This window comes from Rhodanobacteraceae bacterium, from assembly GCA_024234055.1.
Lineage (GTDB): Bacteria > Pseudomonadota > Gammaproteobacteria > Xanthomonadales > SZUA-5 > JADKFD01.
Map to the genome: position 1 here is coordinate 87,123 of JACKOW010000001.1, position 18,977 is coordinate 106,099.

Sequence of the window (18,977 nt, forward strand, 5' to 3'; positions counted from 1 at the left end):
CTGGCCGCTACAAAGCAGCCATGGACAAGGAACGAATCCTGTTGGTGGACGATGATCCGGGTTTGCGCGATCTGCTGACGCGCTATCTCGGTCGAGAGGGCTTTGACGTCAAGGCGGTGGCCGATGGCGTGCAGGCCAGACGTACACTGGATCAAGGGCATTTTGAACTGATCGTGCTGGATCTGATGCTGCCCGGCGACGATGGTCTGACCCTGTTGCGGCGCTGGCGCGCCGAGGGTGTGCCGACGCCGGTGATCATGCTCACCGCCAAGGGCGACGAGATCGATCGCATTGTCGGACTGGAACTGGGCGCCGATGACTACGTGCCCAAGCCCTGCAATCCACGCGAGCTGCTCGCCCGCATGCGTGCGGTGTTGCGACGGGCTTCGGGCGCCGCGGTGCCGGGCGCGCCCGGCGATGCCGATGCCACCTTGCAGTTCGGCCGCTGCCGTCTGGATGCTGCCGCGCGCACGCTGAGCAGGGACGGCCAGACTCACCGCCTGACCAGCGGCGAGTACGCGCTGCTGAGCGCGCTCGCCCGGCATCCGCGGGTGCCGTTGACCCGCGATCGTCTGATCAGTCTGGCCCGCGGCCGCGACAGCGATCCCTTCGAGCGCTCGATTGACGTGGCCATCTCCAAGCTGCGGCGCATGATCGAGGACGATCCCAAGGCCCCACGGCATATTCAGACGGTCTGGGGACATGGCTATGTCTTTGTCCCGGACTGAGGCGGCTGGGGGCTGGCGCACCGCGCATCTGCTGCTGGCGGCCCTGCTCGGCTTCCTGTTGGTCCTGAGCACTGCCGCATTGCTGCTGCTGCACTATTCGGCGATGCAGCCCTCGGTGCGACAGGTGGGTCTGCCGATCGTGACCGTGGCCAATCTGGCCGATGCCAGCAGCGCCGCGCAGACCCGTGCCGCCCTGGAGCGTCAGGGCATCGTCCGCCAAGCACAGCCGCCGCAGGCTCGGAGACTCTTGCCGGTACCCTTTCTGTCAGCCTTGGCAGCCTACTTGCACGAACAGACCGGTCGTCAGGTCCAGATCGAATACGGCGAGGACGGTCGTACCCGGATGTGGCTCAGCAGCCCACTCGGCGACTGGATCGGCGTGCCCCTGGAATCCTTGCGTACGCTGGTGGCGCGTTTCGCGGTGCTGGTGATCCTGATGGCGCTGATGCTGGCGTTGGCTGCCGCCTGGTGGCTGTCGCGACGCCTGGCCGGCCCTATCGAGCATCTGGCGAACGTGGCCGCGCGTCTGCCCGAGCCGGTCGCTGCCGACCAGTTCCGGGTCCAGGGTCCGCGCGAGGTGCGACTACTCGGCGGACGTCTGGCCGATGCGCTGGGTCGCATCGAGCAACAGCGCCGCGAGCGCGATCTGCTGCTGGCCGGACTCAGCCACGATCTGCGCACGCCACTGATGCGCCTCTTGCTCCGCGTCGACCTGATTGACGGCATCGCTGAAGAGGAACGAGGCGCGATCGGCGCTGAAATCGCGGAACTGGATCGGCGCATCGATCGCTTCATCGAGCATGCCCGCACCGGGGCTGAGGAGCCGACGATCAAGGTCGATCTGAAACGGCTGCTTGACGCGGCCATTGCAGCCAGTCGCTTACGGGGCTACGACTGGAGGGCCGACCTGGCCGATGCGGCCTGGGTGCGTGGGCAGCCAGGCGTGCTGGCGCGTTTGCTCGACAATCTGATCGACAACGCCGAGCAGCATGGCACCGCTCCCTTCGCGCTGACGCTGCTATGCGATGGCGATCAGGCCGCCCACTGGCGACTGCGCATCGAAAACGCCATGGCGGAGCCGGTTTCCGAGCGAAGTTCGCCGACACCCCATCGGGGATTCGGTCTGGCACTGTGCAAGCACATCGCCGAAGCCCACGGCGGTGGATTGCGCACCGATCAGGACTCGCAGCGATTCATGGTCGAGCTGAACCTCCCGCAAGTCGTTGCTGCAAGGCCTTGATGCGTAGTCCCGAGCGAGCGGGCCGATGGGTTTCTCGCGCACCGACGCCAAACCGATGGACCACTCCACGCCACAGGCCTAAGCTCTAGCCTCAAATCCTGGAGTGGCTGTCATGACCCTGTGTCCTGTTGCGCTGGCGGTAGGTTGCCGCAAATGCCCGATCTTCTCGGTGTGCCCGGCCAAGTCCATCATTGGCGATCAGCCGTCCAAGTCTGCTGAACCGCCGGCGCCGGCCAGCAAGAGCAAGGGCAAGGGCAAGAAAGCCGGCAAGTGATCGAAACGTCAGGCGCTGCGTGCGAGAGGAGTCGTCGATGATCATCCGATGGTTGCTCATACTCGGTTGCGGCCTCAGCAGTTCATTGTCGGCCGCCAACTATTGGCAGTGCGAGGATGCCGAGGCGATCAGCCGCGGACCGGAGGCTCTCGCCGAGCAATTGGGCGCCGACGCCGACTTTTGTCGGCGCACCAACGTGCGCGGTGTGGACAGCCTGAATTGCGAGCTTCCGCGCAGTCGTTCGGCCTTTGGACTGGGCGTGGTCGAGGTCTCCGCCAGCATCCAGCAGGGCGGTACCCGGCGTTTGTCGCTGGTGTTCAAGGCTGGCCAGGAGCGCGTACAGCGAGCGGTGGAAAGCCGCCTCGGCGTGCGTTTCGAGGATGGCTTGCGCGGCCTGGTGGCCACGCCGGCCAATGATTTCCAGCGGCGCTACCGACTGGCCGAGCGCGACGATGGCGCCACCCAGCTCTCATGCGAGATCAGTGGCGCGCCCGATCTCAGTCTGCAGGCTGTGGTCGAGGGGCAGCTGACCTATCCGGGGGCAGGCAGCACTGAGACGCGGGTCTGCGCCATCCCGGTGGGCACCGCGCTGCCGATCCGCTGCGTGGAACTGCCGCCTCGCCTGCGCCGTTTTCGCATCGACGGTCTGGCTGGCGCCGACTATTACCTCGCCGCCTACCCGATGGCCGACAATCCGGATGGCATCGTTGCCGCCTACGGCCGGCCCTTGCGCGATTGCAGCGATGCCCCGCCGGGCTGCGTGGCCACGCTGCTGGTGCCGCTGCGGGTCAAGGCCGGCGAAACCCAGGGCAATATCGTGATCGAGCAGCGCTTCGCCGGCGTGCCCGAGCGTGTCGGCCTGGTGCGCGAGCCGCATTGAGCGGGGGATGAGAGGGCACGAGGGCACGAGGGCACGAGGGCACGAGGGCACGCAAGGGCCAGAGCTTGTCCGTGCCTTGATGCTGCCGGCTGCCCTGTGGGAGCGGATTCATCCGCGAACGCTTTTCCCTACCCCACGACGTCATTGAACGCAGCGAAGCAATCCAGGGTAGCGCCGCACATCCCTGGATTGCTTCGCTACGCTCGCAATGACGCTGGGGGTTCATGGCCCGTGCGCAGTTTCAGGCCGAAAAAGGTGGCTCGCAATGAACCGCATTGCAGCGCCGTGCACCGGGGGTTTCGGGTCGCTGCTGTGGAGGGCGCCGCGCTGCGGCGCCGCTTTGCGCTGAGCGGAGATCAAGAGCGGCCGCGCAGGCGCGCGTCCCTCCTCTAGGCCGCTTCGTGCCTGCCAGGGTTCGTGGCCCGGGCGCAGTGTCGGGCCGAAACAGGTGGCTCTCCATGAACCCATTTCACAAGTCGTTGATTCTATTTGTTCACCTGCAGGAGCGCCCTTGCGGCGCGACCGCTGCGTCGGACGTGCGACTTGCCGGTCGCGACGCGAGGTCGCTCCTACGCGCGGGTTCGTGGTTCATGGCCCGTTGGCAGTTTCAGGCCGATACAGGTGGCTCGCAATGACGCCGGCTCTTGTGGGTTCAGACTTGTCTGGACGCTTTTTCCGCACGACGCCAAGAGCCTCCAGACAAGTCTGGACCTACAAAAGCCAGAAGCGCGTAGCCTTTTCCCGTGCCCCGTGCCCCGTGCCCCGTGCCCCGTGCCCCGTGCCCCGTGCCCCGTGCCCCGCCGCCTGCCACCAACGCTCAGGATTCCTGCCGAGTAACGTCCTCGTCGGTCCCGGCATCGGCCTCGGCGGCCGGGCTGGGCTCGCTGCGGAACAGCGGCTTGAGCATCTGGAAGATCGCCCGCTGGGCGCTGGGGGCGCGATTCTCACGCCGCTCGATCTGGGCCTGGCGCATCAGCTGGCGCAAACGACTACGGTCCAGATCCGGAAAACTGCCGATCAGTTCGCTGAGGGCGTCATCGCCGTCCTCGATCAGGCGTTCGCGCCAGCGTTCGATCAGATGCAGTTCGGCGGTTTCCTTGCGACGCACTTCCAGTGGCTTGTCGACGGCCAGGCGTATCGGCTCCAGGTCGTCCTGCTTGCGCATCAACTTGGCCAGAAAGTGCACCTGACGCTTGTGCGCGATGTGCGCCGTGATCTTCTGCGCCAGCTTCACGTGTTCCAGCAGGGTATCGTCGAGTGGTACTTCGCGCAGTTGGGTGGCGCTCAGGGCCACCAGTTTCTCGGCCAGCGCCAGCACATCCAGCGCGTCGCGTCGGCGCTGGCTGCGGCTGGGGCCTGATTCTTCCCGGTCTTGATCGAATGCATTCATCCGCCAAGGTTAGCCGAATAGCCGGGCGCATCGTAGTCGGCACGGACGATGTTGGCGGGCTTGCCTAGCTGGTCTTCAGACTTGCGTCAAGTGTCCTTGGCTATAGGTAAAGTGTACTTGACATGACAAGTTCCCTTGACTAGGCTTGGTCGCAAGCTTGAGACCGCCCACATGACTGCCGAACGCCGCGCCGCCCAACGCCGTTACAGCACGCGATTTCTGCTCGCGATGACGGCATATTCCGTGCTGATCGTGGTGATGGTGTTCCTGATCAAGCGGATCGAGCCGCTCTGGATCAAGGCGCTGTTGGCCCTGGTGCCGGCGATTCCCATTGCCGTGGCGTTGAGCGAGTTGCTGCGCTTCGTGGCCAGCCAGGACGAACTCGAGCGCAGGGTGCAGTTCGAGGCCGCAGCCGAGGCAGCGATCCTGACTTGCGGTCTGACCTTTGCCTGGGGCTTGCTGGAGGTCGCCGGCATGCCACGCTTGCCGGTGATCTTCGTGCTGCCGATCTTCTGTGCCGCCTACGGTTTCAGTGTCTGGCGCGCAACCCGGAGATACCGGTGAGTTTGCCCATCCTGCGCCGCTGGCGATCGCCGCCATGAACAACCGCCTGCGCGTATTGCGCGCCGAGCGCAACTGGTCACAGGCCGAACTGGCCGATGCGCTTGGCGTGTCGCGGCAGACCATCAATGCCATCGAGACCGGCAAGTACGATCCGAGCTTGCCGCTCGCCTTCAAGATCGCGGGCCTGTTCAGTGCCGCGATCGAATCCATTTTCATCCCCGACGAGGAAGCGCCATGAGACGCATGATCGTGCCGGGCCTGTTGCTGTGCGCGGTGGCCGGAATGGCCGCACCCGCACACGCGCGACAGCTGGGCGAACTGAACTTCGAAAAATGCGAGTTGCCGGTGGTCGGCACGCGGCCGACCAATCCGCTGAATGCCGAGTGCACCACGCTCAAGGTGCCCGAGAACTGGGACGGCGAGGGCGGTCGTGAGATCGAGCTGGCCATCGCTCTGGTGCCGTCGCGGTCACCCAAGCCTGAACCGGATCCGGTGTTCATGCTCGCCGGCGGTCCGGGTCAGTCGGCGCGGGAATCCTGGCGCCAGATTGCCGGCGTGTTTCAGGACGTGCTGGCCAATCGCAACGTGATTCTGCTGGACCAGCGGGGTACCGGGGCATCCAATCGCTTCAACTGCCCCGAGCCCGAGAATCTCGATCCGAATGCGGTGGATGTGAATCCGGACATGGCCGCGAGTCTGGCTCAGAGCTGTCTGGAGTCAGTCAGGAAGACCCACGATGCCCGCTACTACAGCACCGAAGACGCCGCCCGCGATCTGGACCGGGTGCGCGAGGCCCTCGGTGCCGACACGATCAATCTGGTCGGCGTGTCCTACGGCACCCGTATGGGTCAGATCTACACCAAGCGCTATCCGACGCGGGTGCGCACGCTGCTGCTGGACAGCGTGGTGCCCAATGAACTGGCGCTGGGCACCGAGCACGCGATCAATCTGGAAGACGCGCTGAAGACCCAGCTGGCCCGTTGCCAGGAAGATGCCGAGTGCGGCGCGAAGTTCGGCGATCCCTACGCCACGCTGAAACAGCTGGCCGCGGAGCTGCGGGAACGGCCGCGCACCGCCACGATGCGCAATCCACGCACCTTCGAGAGCGTCGAGGTGCCGCTGAATGTGGGCTCGCTGGCGGTGGTCGCCCGCATGTACATGTATTCGGGCGAGACCACGGCGCTGTTGCCGGTAACGCTGCAGGAAGCCAGAGAAGGGCGTTTCGACGCGCTGCTGGCGCAGGCCTCGATGATGTCTGATGACCTTGGCAGCCAGATTGCCAGCGGCATGCACTGGTCGGTGCTGTGCGCCGAAGATGCGGCCGGCTTCGAGCCGCGCCCGCAGGATGACGGTCTGCTGCTGGGCCAGGACTTCATTACCATGGTCATCCACTGGTGCGGGCAGTGGCCCAAGCGCCCGATCCCGGCCGATTTCCACGAGCCCATGAGCGGCGATACCCCGACGCTGATTCTCTCCGGCCAGTTTGATCCGGTGACGCCGCCGCGCTACGGCGATCAGGTGGTCAAGAACCTGCCCAAGGGCCGTCATCTGGTGGTCCCAGGGCAGGGCCACAGCGTCATGGGTCGTGGCTGTGGTCCCAAGCTGCTGACCGAGTTCATCAAGACCGCCGACGCCCAGGCGCTGGATGCCGAGTGTCTGCAGGAGCAGACCCCGGCACCGTTCTTCCTCAATTTCTCGGGGAGTGCGCCGTGAATTGCAAAGAGATAGAGGCGGGGCACGGGGCAGGGGGCGGGGGACGAGAATTCGAGTCCCTGGTGTCGCTCTTTCGCACAATCGGCCGCCGCCCGTCTGGCTCGATTTGTCCACCGAAATCCGGCCCCTGCCCCCTGCCTCTTGCCCCCTTCTTTTCCCGGAGCCGCCCATGCTCGAACTAACCGATCTGCGCAAGACCTTTGGCGCGGTCAAGGCTGTCGATGGCGTCAGCTTCACCGCCCGCGATGGCGAGATCACCGGCTTGCTTGGCCCCAACGGCGCCGGCAAGACCACTACGCTGCGCATGCTGTACACGCTGATGAAGCCCGAGACCGGACATATCCGCGTGGATGGCACCGACATCACCCTTGATCCGGACGGCGCGCGCCGCCAGCTCGGCGTGCTGCCGGATGCGCGTGGTCTCTACAAGCGCCTGACCGCGCGCGAGAACATCGAGTACTTCGGTCGGCTGCATGGTCTGGACGAAGCCACCCTGAAGGCGCGCACCGATCATCTGATCCGTGAACTCGGCATCGAGGACATTGCCGGGCGCCGCACCGAGGGCTTTTCCAACGGCCAGCGGGTCAAGACCGCCATCGCCCGGGCGCTGGTGCATGACCCGCGCAATGTGTTGCTGGACGAGCCCACCAACGGCCTCGACGTGATGGCCACGCGCAGCCTCAGGCGCTTCATGCAGCAGCTGCGCGAGCAGGGCCGCTGCGTGCTGTTCAGCAGCCACATCATGCAGGAGGTGGCCGCGCTGTGTGACCGCATCGTGGTCATCGCCAAGGGCCGCGTGGTCGCCCAGGGCAGCGCCGACGAGCTGCGCGAGCAGGCCGGGGAGGCCAATCTCGAAGATGCCTTCGTCAAGGTCATCGGTTCCGAAGAAGGATTGTCGCTATGAGTCCGTGGAGAATCGTTTTTCTGAAGGAAGTGCGCGAGAACATGCGCGACCGCCGCACCATGTTCAGCACTTTCGTGCTCGGCACGCTGATGGGACCGATCCTGTTTGCCGGCCTGATCGGTCTGATCATCTCGGTCAGTCTGGAGCGGGCCGAGAAGCCGCTGGAACTGCCCGTAGTGGGCGCGGAGAACGCGCCCAGCCTGATCGCCTGGCTGAAGAACCAGGGGGTCAAGATCGAGGAGGCTCCGGCCGATCCGGAAGCCGCGATCCGCAAGCGTGACAAGGACGTGGTGCTGCGCATCCCGGCCGAGTACGGCGAACAGTGGCGTGACGGCCGCGCGGCCACGCTGGAGCTGATTGTCGACCGTTCGCAGCAGAAGGCCGAACAGACCATCCGCCGCGCCGAGCGCATGCTCAATGCCTACAACGGCCAGACCGCCTCACAGCGGCTGATCGTGCGCGGCATCAGTCCGGAAGTGGTGCAGCCGATATTGATCGCCGATGTCGACCAGTCCACGCCCCAGAGCCGCAGCGGCATGCTGCTGGCGATGCTGCCTTACTTCCTGATCCTGACGGTGTTCGCCGGCGGCAATTATCTGGCCACCGATGCCACCGCCGGCGAGCGCGAGCGCCAGTCGCTGGAGCCGCTGCTGATCAATCCGGTCAGCCGCGGTCAGATCATGAGCGGCAAGCTGATCGCCACCTTCGCCTTCGCGGTCGCCTCATTGGCCCTGTCATTGGTGGCCTTTTCGCTGGTCACGCCGCTGTTGCCGGTCGAGAAGATCGGCATGATCGTCAAGATGGGTCCGGCCGAATGCGCCATGATGTTCCTGATCGTTGCCCCGCTGGGACTGATCGGTGCCGGCCTGCTGACCAGCGTGTCGGCCTTCGCCAAGGGCTTCCGCGAGGCCCAGACCTACAACACCCTGCTGATCATCATGCCGGCAATCCCGTCGATGCTGATGGCGCTGAATCCGGTCAAACCCGCCGACTGGATGTACAGCGTGCCCCTGCTCAGCCATCAGTTGCTGATCGAGCAGACCGTGCGCGGCGAATCGCTGGTGCTGTGGCAGGTGGGTTTGTCCATCGTGTCCACGCTGATCGTCGGTGTGATCATCGCCGCCATCGCCGCCCGCCTGTACCACCGCGAGCATCTGGCGATCTCGGCCTGAGCCCGATCTGTGGGAGCGGACTCTGTCCGCGATCGCTGCGGCGATCCGGACACCCCGGTTCGCGGCTGAAGCCGCTCCCACAGGGGCTGCGGATCGCCGAGCACTGTGGGAGCGGGCTCTGCCCGCGATTGGCGCCGCGATCTGGAGCGAAAGATCGCGGCTGAAGCCGCTCCCACAGGGGTCGTGGGTTGCCGGCGATGGGGCAAGCTTCCGCAAACCAGCAACCAGCAACCAGCAACCAGCAACCAGCAACCGCCAACCGACAACCGACAACCGACAACCGACAACCGACAACCGCTCTTCAGTCCGCCGGCAGCAGATGCGCATAGTTGCTGGCCAGCGCCGGCGGCTGCTCGGACTTGAGCAGATAGCAGTTGCCGATGGCCAGTCGATCCAGGTGCGTCCCCATGAAGCAGCGGAAGGCGTCCTCGGGTGAGCCGACCACCGGCTCGCCGCGGACGTTGAAGCTGGTGTTGACCAGTGCGGCGCAGCCGGTGAGTTCGTGGAATCGGCCGAGCAGTGCATGGAAGCGCGGATTGGTGTCCGCGCGGACCGTCTGCACCCGCGCCGAATAGTCGACATGGGTCACGGCAGGAATGCTGGATCGGAGCTGCTTCAGCCGGTCCAGCCCGGTGGCCTGATCGTCAACCGGCAGGCGCAGGTCCTCGCGCACTGGCGCCACCAGCAGCATGTAGGGGCTGTCGGCATCCAGATCAAAATAGTCCCCCACGTGCTCGGCCAGTACCGCCGGGGCGAAGGGTCGGAAGGATTCGCGGAACTTGACCTTGAGGTTCAGCACCGACTGGGTGTCGCTGCGGCGGGGATCGGCCAGGATCGAGCGATTGCCGAGTGCCCGCGGTCCATATTCGGCGCGGCCCTGGAACCAGCCCATGGCTTGGCCATCGGCGAGGTCAGCTGCGGCGCGGTCCAGCAGTTCGGCATCGCCGAGGCGCGCGTAGACCGCGCCCAGCTGGTCGAGCGTACGCGCGATCTGGTCGTCGTCGAACTGCGGGCCGAGATAAGCGCCGGCCATGCCGTCGCGGCCCGGCCCGATGGCGCTGCGAGGCGCACCCTGGGCGCGATGCCAATGCGCCAGCGCGGCACCCAGGGCACCGCCGGCATCGCCCGCCGCCGGCTGGATCCAGACCTGCTCGAAACCGGCCTCGCGCAGCAGGCGGCCGTTGGCCACGCAGTTGAGCGCCACGCCGCCGGCCAGGCAAAGATGGCGCTCTCCGGTTTCGCGGCGCAGATCGGTGGCCAACCGCAGCACGATTTCCTCGGTGAGCTTCTGGATCGAAGCTGCCAGATCCAGGTGACGGGCTTCAATCGGCGCCTCCGGCGCGCGCGGCGCGCCGCCAAAGAGCGCATGGAAGCGCGCATTGGTCATCGACAATCCGGTGCAGTAGTCGAAGTAGTCGAGGTTCAGGCGAAAGCTGCCATCCGCCTTCAGATCGATCAGGTGCTCGCGTATCTGATCCAGAAAGCGCGGCTGTCCATAGGGCGCCAGGCCCATCAGCTTGTACTCGCCGGAATTGACGCGAAAGCCGCAGTAGGTGGTGAAAGCCGAGTACAGCAGGCCCAGCGAGTGCGGGAAATGCATCTCTCGCAGGATGTCGAGCTGGTTGCCGTTGCCGATCGCCGCGGTAGTGGTGGCCCATTCACCGACCCCGTCCATGGTCAGCACCAGCGCGCGCTCGAAGGGCGAGGGATAGAAGGCGCTGGCGGCGTGGCTGAGGTGGTGTTCGGAGAAGCAGATTGGATTCCTGAGCGCGAGATCCGGACTTGTGGCAATCGCCTTCAATTCATCGGTGATCAGTTTTTTCTGGAACAGCTTGTCGCGCAGCCAGATCGGCATGGCCGTGGCAAAACTGGCGAAGCCACGCGGGGCGAAAGCCAGATAAGTCTCCAGCAGCCGCTCGAACTTGAGGAAGGGCTTCTCGAAGAACACCACATGATCGACATCGGCCAGTTCCACACCGGCCTCGCGCAGACAGTAGCGCAGTGCCTGGGCAGGAAAGCGCGCATCGTGCTTGACCCGGGTGAAGCGCTCTTCCTGCGCAGCCGCCACGATCACACCATCGCGCAGCAGGGCGGCGGCGCTGTCGTGGAAGTAGGCGGAGATGCCGAGTATCAGCATGGGCGGGGCACGGGGCAGGGGGCAGGGGATGATGCCACGAGAGGCCGAGGGCACGAGGGCACGAGGGCACGTAAGAGCTGGGCGCCGCGGCTCTTGATCTTTCGCGCCCTCGCGCCCTCTCGCCCTCGTGCCCTCGGTCTTTAGTGCCCTCGTTCCCTCTCGCCCCGGCCCCGTGCCCCGGCCGCCGGGCCGCTACTGCGCCACCGGCAGGCTCAGCGGTGAACCCGGACCCACGGGTATGCCTAGCATGATCCAGAGCACGAACATGATCGACCAGCCGATCAGGAACACGATCGAATAGGGCACCATGGTCGATACCAGCGTGCCGATGCCGGCATTGGGTACATAGCGCTGGAAGAAGGCGATGATCAGGGCGAAGTAGCTCATCATCGGCGAGATGATGTTGGTCACCGAGTCGCCGATGCGATAGGCGTTCTGGGTAATTTCCGGTGGGTAGCCGAGCAGCATGAACATGGGCACGAACACCGGCGCCATCAGCGCCCACTTGGCACTGGCCGAGCCCATCACCAGGTTGATGGTTGCGCAGAGCACGATGAAGGCCAGCAACAGCGGAACCTGCGGCATGCCCAGTGCCGACAGGAAGGCGGCGCCCTCAATGGCCAGAATCAGGCCGAGATTGGTCCAGTTGAAGAAGGCCACGAATTGGGCGGCAAAGAACACCAGCACCATGTAGCCGCCCAGCGTGCTCATCTGCTGGTTCATGCCGCGGATCACGTCGCGGTCGTTCTTGATGGTGCCGGCGCCCACGCCATAGGCCACACCGAGCGCCACGCCGGCAACGAAGATGAAGGCCACGATGCCGGTCAGAAAGGGTGAGTGCAGCACGGATTCACTGCCAGTGGCGCCGATCTTGCGCAGGAAGCCGTCTTCCGGCAGCAGGCCCCACAACACCAGTGCCGTGAGGATGGCCGCCACCACCAGCGCATAGATCAGTCCACGCCGTTCCGCGCCGCTGAGCGCCTGGATCTGCTCCCCCGCATCCACCGCGCCTTCGAATTTCCCGAAGCGTGGCGCAACAATCTTCTCCGTCACCCACCAGCCCAGACCAGTGACCAGGAAAGTCGAGACCACCATGAAATAGTAGTTGGCCATCGGCGACACGCTATATCCAGGGTCGACGATACGAGCCGCCTCCTGGGTCAGGCCCGACAGCAGCGGATCGATGGTGCCGAGCACCAGATTGGCGCTGTAACCGCCGGAGACGCCGGCAAAGGCCGCCGCCAGTCCCAACACCGGATGGCGCCCGGCAGCCAGAAAGATCAAACCCGCGAGCGGCACCAGCAGCACGTAACCGACCTCGCTGGCGGCATTGCTCATGACCCCGGCGAAGACCACGATCGGGGTCAGCAGGCGTCGCGGCGCGTTCAGCACCAGTAGCCGCATCAGAGCGCCGATGAAGCCGCTGACCTCGGCTACACCGATGCCGATCAGGGCCACCAGCACCGTGCCCAAGGGCGCAAAACCGGTGAAGTTGGTGACCAGCCCGGTCATCATCCGGTGCAGTCCCTCGATGGTGAGCAGGCTCACCGCCCGCACTTCCGCACCGGTCTTGGGATGGGCCACCGACACATCGAACCAGGCCACTACGGCCGACATCAGGATGACCAGCAGGGTCATGATGGCGAACAGAGTGGTCGGATCCGGCAGCGCGTTGCCGATGCGTTCGACCCGATTGAGGAAACGATCGACCAGCTTCTTGGGAGCGTCAGTGGCTGCGGACATGGAGGCTCGTGCTCAACAAAAAGACCAGCATAGAGCTGCGGACGTCATGAAGAAGTCGTGATGATGCGGACGAGCGCCGGCTTGGGGGGGCACGACAGGTTCTGTGCATTGGGGCTTGACCCAAGCCCGCCTTGTTACCTGCTGTTACCGAGCGTGACCGGAAGCCGCCGGTTTGCTGCGCGCTCGATCCCTAAAGTCACCGCCATGGCAACACGCAGAACATGGAGGACGCAATGGCGATGATGGCGGCGAAGCGGTGCGAATCTGGGGTTTGTGGTCACTGTGTCCAGCCCTGTGTGCTGGGGACCCTGTCCAGCGGACTGCGTCTGGACCTGCGGGACTTCCCGGACCTCAAGGAACGTCATCTGGCCCGCGGGGACTATCTGTTCCATACCTCCGGGTCCTTCGAGTCCCTCTATGCGGTGCGCAGCGGCATGCTCAAGGTCACGGTGCTGACCGAAGACGGTCGCGAGCAGATCACCGGCTTCTTCCTGCCGGGCGATCTGGTTGGTCTGGACTCGGTGGGCCTGCGCCATCACGCCAGTTCTGCAGCGGCGCTGGACGACACGGTGGTCTGTGAATTGCCGTTCTCGGTGCTCGAACGTCATGGTCAGTCGGTGCCGCGCATCCAGGCGGCGCTGTTCCGCATGTTGAGCGGGCAGATTCGGCGTGAGCAGTCCACGCTGCTGCTGTTGGGATCCTTGCGCGCCGAGGAGCGACTGGCCCAGTTCCTGATCGACATGTCCGAGCGCGCCCAGACCGACGCGACCTGCGGCACGGCGATCGGCATGCCGATGACGCGCGAGGAAATCGGCAGCTATCTCGGCCTGAAGCTGGAAACCGTCAGCCGCACGCTCTCGAAGCTGCATCGAGAGGGCGTCATCGAGGTGGTCAAGCGCGGTGTACGCATCCGCGAGGTCAACAAGCTGCGTCTGCTCGCCGGTCTGAGTGTTCGTAAACCGGCACCGTCTGCGCTCCGCCGCACAGGACACTGATCGTGGGTGATCACCTCGAAAACGCCTCGCGGCAACCCCTGGTGGGGGTCGTTGAACCCGATGCCGATGTGCGCGAGTTCATCGAGTCGCTGCTGCTGCGTGCCGGCTATCGCTGCGAGAGCTTCGTCAGCGCCGAGCGCTTCGAGAGCTCGGCGCGCAGCGAGCACTTCGATTGCCTGATCACGGATCGCGATTTGCCCGGCATCGACGGTCTGGAACTGGCGAGAAGGGTGCGTGCGTCCAAGCAACCGTTTCCGGTGATGCTGCTGACGACCGATTCCGGGGTCGATCTGCAGCGCGACGCCATCGCTGCTCAGGTCATGCGGGTGCAGAAGAAGCCGCTCAGCGTGCACGAATTTCTCCATGGTGTGGCCCAGGCCACCGCCCGAGTTCAATAGGCCAATACGCCCCTTTCAGCGCCTGCGGCCAGGCGCATCGATCAGCTCGCGCACTGCCGAGCCCAGGTCTTCACGGGCATAGGGTTTGGCCAGAATGGCGGGCCGCTCGCCGTCGGCAAAATGTTGCTCCAGCGCGCCCTCGGCATAACCCGAGCAGAACAGGATCGGCAGATGCGGGTGCGTCAGGCGCACCTGATCGGCCAACTGAAAGCCGGTTTCTCCGCCGAGCAACACCACGTCGCTGAACACCAGGGCGATATCCGGTGCAGACTGAATCAACGCCAGCGCTGGCGCGATGGCATTGACCATGCTCACCCGGTAGCCCAGAGAGCGCAGCTGATTGCAGGCAATGGCGGCAACCTCGGGATCGTCTTCGACCACCAGCACGTGCTCGTCCCCGCGAGTGCGCATGCCTTTGGAGGCCAGAACTGGCGCGGACTCGCCGGAGTGAGCAGCGGGCAGCATCATCCGCACCGTGGTGCCCATGCCCGGTTCGCTGTAGATGCGAACATCACCGCCCCACTGGCGCACGAAACCGTAGACCATGCTGAGCCCGAGTCCGGTGCCCTTGCCGGAGGCCTTGGTGGTGAAGAAGGGCTCCAGCGCGTGCTCCCGGACCTCCTTGGTCATGCCCTCGCCGCTGTCGCTGATCTCGATGACGATGGTGTCGGCGCCGCGGCTGGCCAGACGTGTGCGGTTGCGCTGCAGCGCCGAGAGGGTCAGCGTTCCTCCGTTTGGCATGGCATCGCGGGCATTCAGGGCGAGGTTGAGCACGGCACTTTCCAGTTGCCCGGCATCGGCCAGCGCATGTTGCAGATCCGGAGCGATGCGGTAACGCAGTTCGATGCCCTCGCCCAGGGTGCGTCGCAGCAGTTCACGCATGCTGTTCAGCAGCTGCGAGCAGTCCACCGCCTGGGCGGCCAGCTGGCGCTTGCGTGAGAAGGCCAGCAACTTGCCGGTGAGCTCGGCAGCACGGCGAGACGCACGGCTGGCGGCGTCGACCAGGCTGCGTATGTCAGTCTGGGCGGCGGGCAGCAGGTCGTCGAGGATCTGCAGATTGCCGCCGATCACCGTCAGCAGGTTGTTGAAATCGTGTGCCACGCCACCGGTAAGCTGGCCAAGAGCCTCCATCTTCGAGGCCTGCAGCAGCAGCGCCTGATGGTACTGGCGCTCGAACACGGCTGCGGCCAGATGCGCCGCGCTCTGCGCGAATACACATTCGTCCTCGCTCAGCGGCTGTTCTGCTGATCGGAAGATCGACAATACGCCGTGAACCCTGGTCGGGCCGCGCAGCGGCACGATGACGCCCGCCAGAAACTGGTCGAGTCGGGCGCGCGCAGCGCGACTGGGAACCACCAGAATCTGGCGCACCTGACCTTCGAGCATGCGCCTCATGCGCGCCGGACTGAGTGCCTTCAGAATCACCGGCAGTGCTTCCTCGTCCGTCCATCCGGTGACACTGATGAAGCGCACGTGGTGGCCGTCATGCCCGCGTTCGCACAGGCCACCGTGACTGATCTGCAGCTGCTCGATCAGCACCGACAGGGTGTGCTTGCAGAAGGACTCGATGTCGCTGCTGGTCACAGCGCGCTCGGCCAGGCTGGCCAGCGCCAGCTGCCGGGCCGAGCGTTGCAGCAATTCGCGCGAACGCCGCAACTCGGTGACATCGCGCACGGCGGCGATCACGAAATGAGTATCGCCACTGCGCATGGGGCTCAGACTCACCTCGACCGGGAACTCGCTGCCATCGCGGCGCACACCCAGCAGTTCCAGGTTCAGCCCCATCGGTCGGCTACGGGCATCGTGGCTGTAGCGGGCACGGTCGGCTCGGTGGCGAGTGTGGTAGCGGCTAGGCACCAGTTTCTCGATCTTCTGACCCAGCAGTTCTTCAGGCTCGTAATGGAAAACGGTCTGGACCGCCAGATTGGCAAACTGGATCGTGCCCTCGGCATCGATCACCAGCATCGCATCCGGCGCCGCGTCGGCCAGGGCTTCGAGCCAGCCGTTTGGACGCAGCGCGGGGCTCAAGATGGCTCTCCGGATTCGACCGCACAGGCCAGCATGTAGCCGACCCCGCGCACCGAGCGGATCAGGTTGGGGCGTTTGGGGTCGTCGCCGAGCTTGCGCCGGAGCCGGGTGATCTGCATGTCCACGGTGCGGTCGTAGGGCCCGGCCTCGCGGCCGTGAGTCAGCTCGAGAATCTGGTCACGGGTCAGCGGCGTTCTGGCGCAGCGGGCCAGTGCCGCCAGCAGTTTGAATTCGCCATGGGTCAACACGATCTCCTGTCCGGCCAGATCGGTCAGGCGGTGCTCGCGCAGTTGCAGGCAGAAGTCGGCAAAGCGCAGTTGCTCGGGCTCCTTGACGGCTTTCGGAATGCTCTCCGAGCGTCGGAGCACGCTCTTGATCCGCGCCAGCAATTCGCGCAGGTCAAAGGGCTTGGTGACGTAATCGTCGGCACCCAGTTCCAGGCCCACGATCTTGTCCACCGTGTCCCCGCGTCCGGTGAGGATGATGATCGGCAGCTGATGCTGTTCGCGGAAGTGGCGGATCAAGGTCAGGCCGTCCTCGTCGGGCAGGCCGAGATCAATCAAGGCCATGTCCGGGCGGGACAGTTCAAGGCGCCTGCGGGCACTGGCGGCGCAATCGGCCTCGATCACGCGCATGCCCTGCGCGCCGAGGTAAACCCGCAACAGCTGGCGAATGTCAGGCTCGTCGTCAACAATCAGGATTTCGGCCGCTTGGCTCATGCCACCGCTGGATTCCGGGGTACAGAGCCCGGATTGCGTTCGATTCTAGGGCAAGGCGGATCGTTGCGAGCCACCGGTCTTGGCCCGACACTGCGCGCGGGTCATGAACCCGCCGTCGTAGGTCATGTTGTCCGCGTCAGCGGACTACGTGACATCGAGTTGCGTCACGTAGCTCGCTACGCGAGCAACGTGACCTACAAGGGCAAATCAACAACTTGCGATATGGCTTCATGGAGATCGTAGCGAAACGATCCAACCCTGCGCCTTCAAGAGCGCTGGATGGCTTCGTTACTGGGTTCTCGGGAAGGACGAAGCAACGAAGTGCGATGCCGGTTCGCGAGCAGTCTGGGGGCCGACGGATGTACGGGGGTCGCTCTGCCCCTCAGGGTGCGCTGAGTCCAGTGTGCTGGCTGCTCTCTGCGCGAGACTGGCAGACGTGACACAGTGGCGCCTCGGGTTGCACCTCCAGACGCTGCAATGGAATGTGTGCCCCGCAATTCAGGCAACGCCCATAGGTGCCGCGGTCGATGCGCCCGAGCGCGGCATGCACCGCGTCGAGTTCGTGCTGGTCGCGGCTGATCTCGGCGAAATCCAGGCTGGTCTCCAGATCGAGAACGCCCCTGTCGACGGCTCGCCCCTCCTGCACCTGAGTCTGCCGACGTTCCATCATGCTGGCGATTTCGGCACTGAGCACTTGCTCGCGCGCCTGCAGCTGTCCACGCAATGCGCTGATCTGGACGGTGCTGAGGTGCTTCATGGCCGGCTTCCTTCAGGCGCGGACGACCAGTACGGGCGTCCGGCAGTGGGTGAGGACTTTCTGGGTTTCGCTGCCCAGCAGCATCGCCGACAGGCCGCGGCGTCCATGCGAGGCCATCACCACCAGATCGCAGCCGCGACGTTCGACTTCGTCGATGATGGCCTTGAAGGGATCGGCCGACAGCAGATAGTGGCCCTCGATGTTGACATCGTGGGCGCTGCCCAGGCGTTTGGCCCGTGACAGGATGGATTCGGCTTCACCGATGGCGCGTTGCTGGAAGGCCTCGCGCGCGGTGCTCGCCAGCAGTGGCACGGCGTTGCTGGCATCTCCGGTGAATTCGGTCACCACATGCAGCACGCTGATACGGGCGGCCAGTGCCTTGGCCAGCGTCAGAGCGTGGGTCAGCGCCGCCTCCGACAGCTTGCTGCCGTCATGGGGAACCAGGATGTGGGTGAACATTCGCATCTCCCGCTAGCCGTGGGTCGAGACTAGCGGCCTTGCCGGAATCGGGTTTGACTGCGGTCAAGTCAGCGACAGGCCAAAGGGCTGATCGCGATGAGGTCAGGTCCAGATCTGGCATCAGTGCTGAATCTCGCGCAGCCGCAGTTCGAGCAGATGACGCTCGCCATCCGCGCCGGGCACGGCCAGCCGATGAACGGCGCTGACTTCGACATCGGCCGGCAGGCGCCCGATTTCTGCCTCCGGGTACTTGCCCTTGAGCGCCAGCCAGCGACCTTGCGGGGCGAGAATCCGCCGGGTGCTGGCCACGAAGTCGGCAAGCTCCGCATAGGCCCGGGAAATGACCTGGTCGAATCCGGTTTCGCAGGACAGCGATTCGGCGCGTGCCTCGTGGACCACGACTGTCGGCATGGCAAATCGGCGCAGACATTCGCGCAGAAAGCGTGCCTTCTTGCCGTTGCTGTCGACCAGCCAGACACGCCGGTAGGGGTGCGCGAGTGCCAGGATCAGTCCGGGGATGCCCGGGCCGGTGCCGATGTCGGCGAGATCGCTGCCCTGGGCGTAGGGCAGGATCGCCAGCGAATCGATGAGGTGGCGGTCAATCATCGCCAGCGGTTCGCGTACCGCCGTGAGGTTGTAGGCGGCATTCCACTGCAGCAGCAAGGCAAGGTATTCCAGCAGTCGCTGCTGGATTTCGGGTGCTGGCGACATCTGCAGATCCCCCAGGCGTGCACTCAGCCGCTCACGCCAGATCTGGGGAATATCAAGGGCCCTGGGAGTCGCGGTCATGGTCTGCCTCCGAGCCGCAGAGGGCTCATGCACCGCAATCGGGCATATTTTCGCCCGGGCACTGGCGTGGCGCCCAGCATCGCACCA

General features: G+C 65.1%; 19 protein-coding genes. 11 read left to right on the plus strand and 8 right to left on the minus strand.

The features are described 5' to 3' along the window. The first annotated feature begins 20 nt into the window (after nucleotides 1-20). The 4 genes from ompR (at nucleotide 21) to H7A19_00395 (ending at nucleotide 3,122) form a co-directional block, all read left to right on the plus strand. Nucleotides 21-728 (plus strand): two-component system response regulator OmpR, encoded by a 708-nt coding sequence (ompR, locus tag H7A19_00380; GenBank protein MCP5473285.1) that lies wholly within the window; start codon nucleotides 21-23, stop codon nucleotides 726-728. Continuing rightward, nucleotides 709-1,968, plus strand: coding sequence for a HAMP domain-containing histidine kinase (locus H7A19_00385; protein ID MCP5473286.1), 1,260 nt, complete (start codon nucleotides 709-711; stop codon nucleotides 1,966-1,968). The genes ompR and H7A19_00385 overlap by 20 nt, the downstream gene beginning before the upstream one ends. 112 nt (nucleotides 1,969-2,080) lie before the next feature. Beyond that, nucleotides 2,081-2,242, plus strand: a complete 162-nt coding sequence (locus H7A19_00390) for a hypothetical protein (GenBank protein MCP5473287.1) — start codon at nucleotides 2,081-2,083, stop codon at nucleotides 2,240-2,242. A 37-nt stretch (nucleotides 2,243-2,279) separates the two neighbouring features. After that, nucleotides 2,280-3,122 carry a hypothetical protein gene (locus tag H7A19_00395; GenBank protein ID MCP5473288.1) on the plus strand — a complete coding sequence of 281 codons (843 nt, stop codon included), beginning with the start codon at nucleotides 2,280-2,282 and terminating at the stop codon, nucleotides 3,120-3,122. A gap of 817 nt (nucleotides 3,123-3,939) precedes the next feature. Here the strand turns inward: H7A19_00395 and H7A19_00400 are convergent. Next, complete coding sequence (locus H7A19_00400; protein MCP5473289.1) at nucleotides 3,940-4,512, minus strand: DUF615 domain-containing protein; 573 nt, start codon at nucleotides 4,510-4,512, stop codon at nucleotides 3,940-3,942. Nucleotides 4,513-4,683: 171 nt separating this feature from the next. Between H7A19_00400 and H7A19_00405 the strand changes: the two genes are divergently transcribed. The 5 genes from H7A19_00405 to H7A19_00425 all read left to right on the plus strand — a co-directional run bounded on the left by H7A19_00405 (nucleotide 4,684) and on the right by H7A19_00425 (nucleotide 8,865). Continuing rightward, a complete protein-coding gene (locus H7A19_00405) occupies nucleotides 4,684-5,076 on the plus strand; it encodes a hypothetical protein (GenBank protein MCP5473290.1) in 393 nt (130 codons plus the stop codon). A 34-nt stretch (nucleotides 5,077-5,110) separates the two neighbouring features. Beyond that, nucleotides 5,111-5,314 (plus strand): helix-turn-helix transcriptional regulator, encoded by a 204-nt coding sequence (locus H7A19_00410; GenBank protein ID MCP5473291.1) that lies wholly within the window; start codon nucleotides 5,111-5,113, stop codon nucleotides 5,312-5,314. Beyond that, complete coding sequence (locus H7A19_00415; GenBank protein MCP5473292.1) at nucleotides 5,311-6,789, plus strand: alpha/beta fold hydrolase; 1,479 nt, start codon at nucleotides 5,311-5,313, stop codon at nucleotides 6,787-6,789. Before H7A19_00410 ends, H7A19_00415 begins: the two co-directional genes overlap by 4 nt. Nucleotides 6,790-6,958: 169 nt before the next feature. Beyond that, entirely contained in the window at nucleotides 6,959-7,693 is a 735-nt protein-coding gene (locus H7A19_00420) for an ATP-binding cassette domain-containing protein (protein ID MCP5473293.1), read from the plus strand. After that, nucleotides 7,690-8,865, plus strand: a complete 1,176-nt coding sequence (locus tag H7A19_00425) for an ABC transporter permease (protein ID MCP5473294.1) — start codon at nucleotides 7,690-7,692, stop codon at nucleotides 8,863-8,865. Before H7A19_00420 ends, H7A19_00425 begins: the two co-directional genes overlap by 4 nt. A gap of 301 nt (nucleotides 8,866-9,166) precedes the next feature. Here H7A19_00425 and H7A19_00430 read toward each other — a convergent pair whose 3' ends face one another. Both H7A19_00430 and H7A19_00435 read right to left on the minus strand, forming a co-directional pair. After that, nucleotides 9,167-11,002 (minus strand): carbamoyltransferase, encoded by a 1,836-nt coding sequence (locus tag H7A19_00430; GenBank protein MCP5473295.1) that lies wholly within the window; start codon nucleotides 11,000-11,002, stop codon nucleotides 9,167-9,169. Nucleotides 11,003-11,194: 192 nt separating this feature from the next. Continuing rightward, nucleotides 11,195-12,745: an AbgT family transporter gene (locus tag H7A19_00435; protein ID MCP5473296.1), complete on the minus strand. Its 1,551-nt coding sequence runs from the start codon at nucleotides 12,743-12,745 to the stop codon at nucleotides 11,195-11,197. Nucleotides 12,746-13,041: 296 nt separating this feature from the next. Between H7A19_00435 and H7A19_00440 the strand changes: the two genes are divergently transcribed. Together H7A19_00440 and H7A19_00445 are read left to right on the plus strand one after the other, a co-directional pair. Beyond that, entirely contained in the window at nucleotides 13,042-13,740 is a 699-nt protein-coding gene (locus H7A19_00440) for a helix-turn-helix domain-containing protein (GenBank protein ID MCP5473297.1), read from the plus strand. A 2-nt stretch (nucleotides 13,741-13,742) separates the two neighbouring features. Further along, nucleotides 13,743-14,138: a response regulator gene (locus H7A19_00445; protein MCP5473298.1), complete on the plus strand. Its 396-nt coding sequence runs from the start codon at nucleotides 13,743-13,745 to the stop codon at nucleotides 14,136-14,138. Between the two features lie 15 nt (nucleotides 14,139-14,153). Here the strand turns inward: H7A19_00445 and H7A19_00450 are convergent, their stop codons facing one another. From H7A19_00450 to rsmG, 5 genes are all read right to left on the minus strand, one after another. Then, the gene (locus H7A19_00450) at nucleotides 14,154-16,166 is read right to left on the minus strand and encodes a PAS domain S-box protein (GenBank protein ID MCP5473299.1); all 2,013 of its coding nucleotides are present in this window, start codon (nucleotides 16,164-16,166) and stop codon (nucleotides 14,154-14,156) included. Continuing rightward, on the minus strand, nucleotides 16,163-16,885 hold the full coding sequence (locus tag H7A19_00455; protein MCP5473300.1) for a response regulator transcription factor: 723 nt from the start codon (nucleotides 16,883-16,885) through the stop codon (nucleotides 16,163-16,165). Before H7A19_00455 ends, H7A19_00450 begins: the two co-directional genes overlap by 4 nt. 382 nt (nucleotides 16,886-17,267) lie before the next feature. Continuing rightward, nucleotides 17,268-17,642 carry a TraR/DksA family transcriptional regulator gene (locus H7A19_00460; GenBank protein MCP5473301.1) on the minus strand — a complete coding sequence of 125 codons (375 nt, stop codon included), beginning with the start codon at nucleotides 17,640-17,642 and terminating at the stop codon, nucleotides 17,268-17,270. A gap of 12 nt (nucleotides 17,643-17,654) precedes the next feature. Further along, nucleotides 17,655-18,101 (minus strand): universal stress protein, encoded by a 447-nt coding sequence (locus H7A19_00465; GenBank protein MCP5473302.1) that lies wholly within the window; start codon nucleotides 18,099-18,101, stop codon nucleotides 17,655-17,657. A gap of 120 nt (nucleotides 18,102-18,221) precedes the next feature. After that, the gene (gene rsmG / locus H7A19_00470) at nucleotides 18,222-18,890 is read right to left on the minus strand and encodes a 16S rRNA (guanine(527)-N(7))-methyltransferase RsmG (GenBank protein MCP5473303.1); all 669 of its coding nucleotides are present in this window, start codon (nucleotides 18,888-18,890) and stop codon (nucleotides 18,222-18,224) included. Nucleotides 18,891-18,977: the final 87 nt, after the last annotated feature.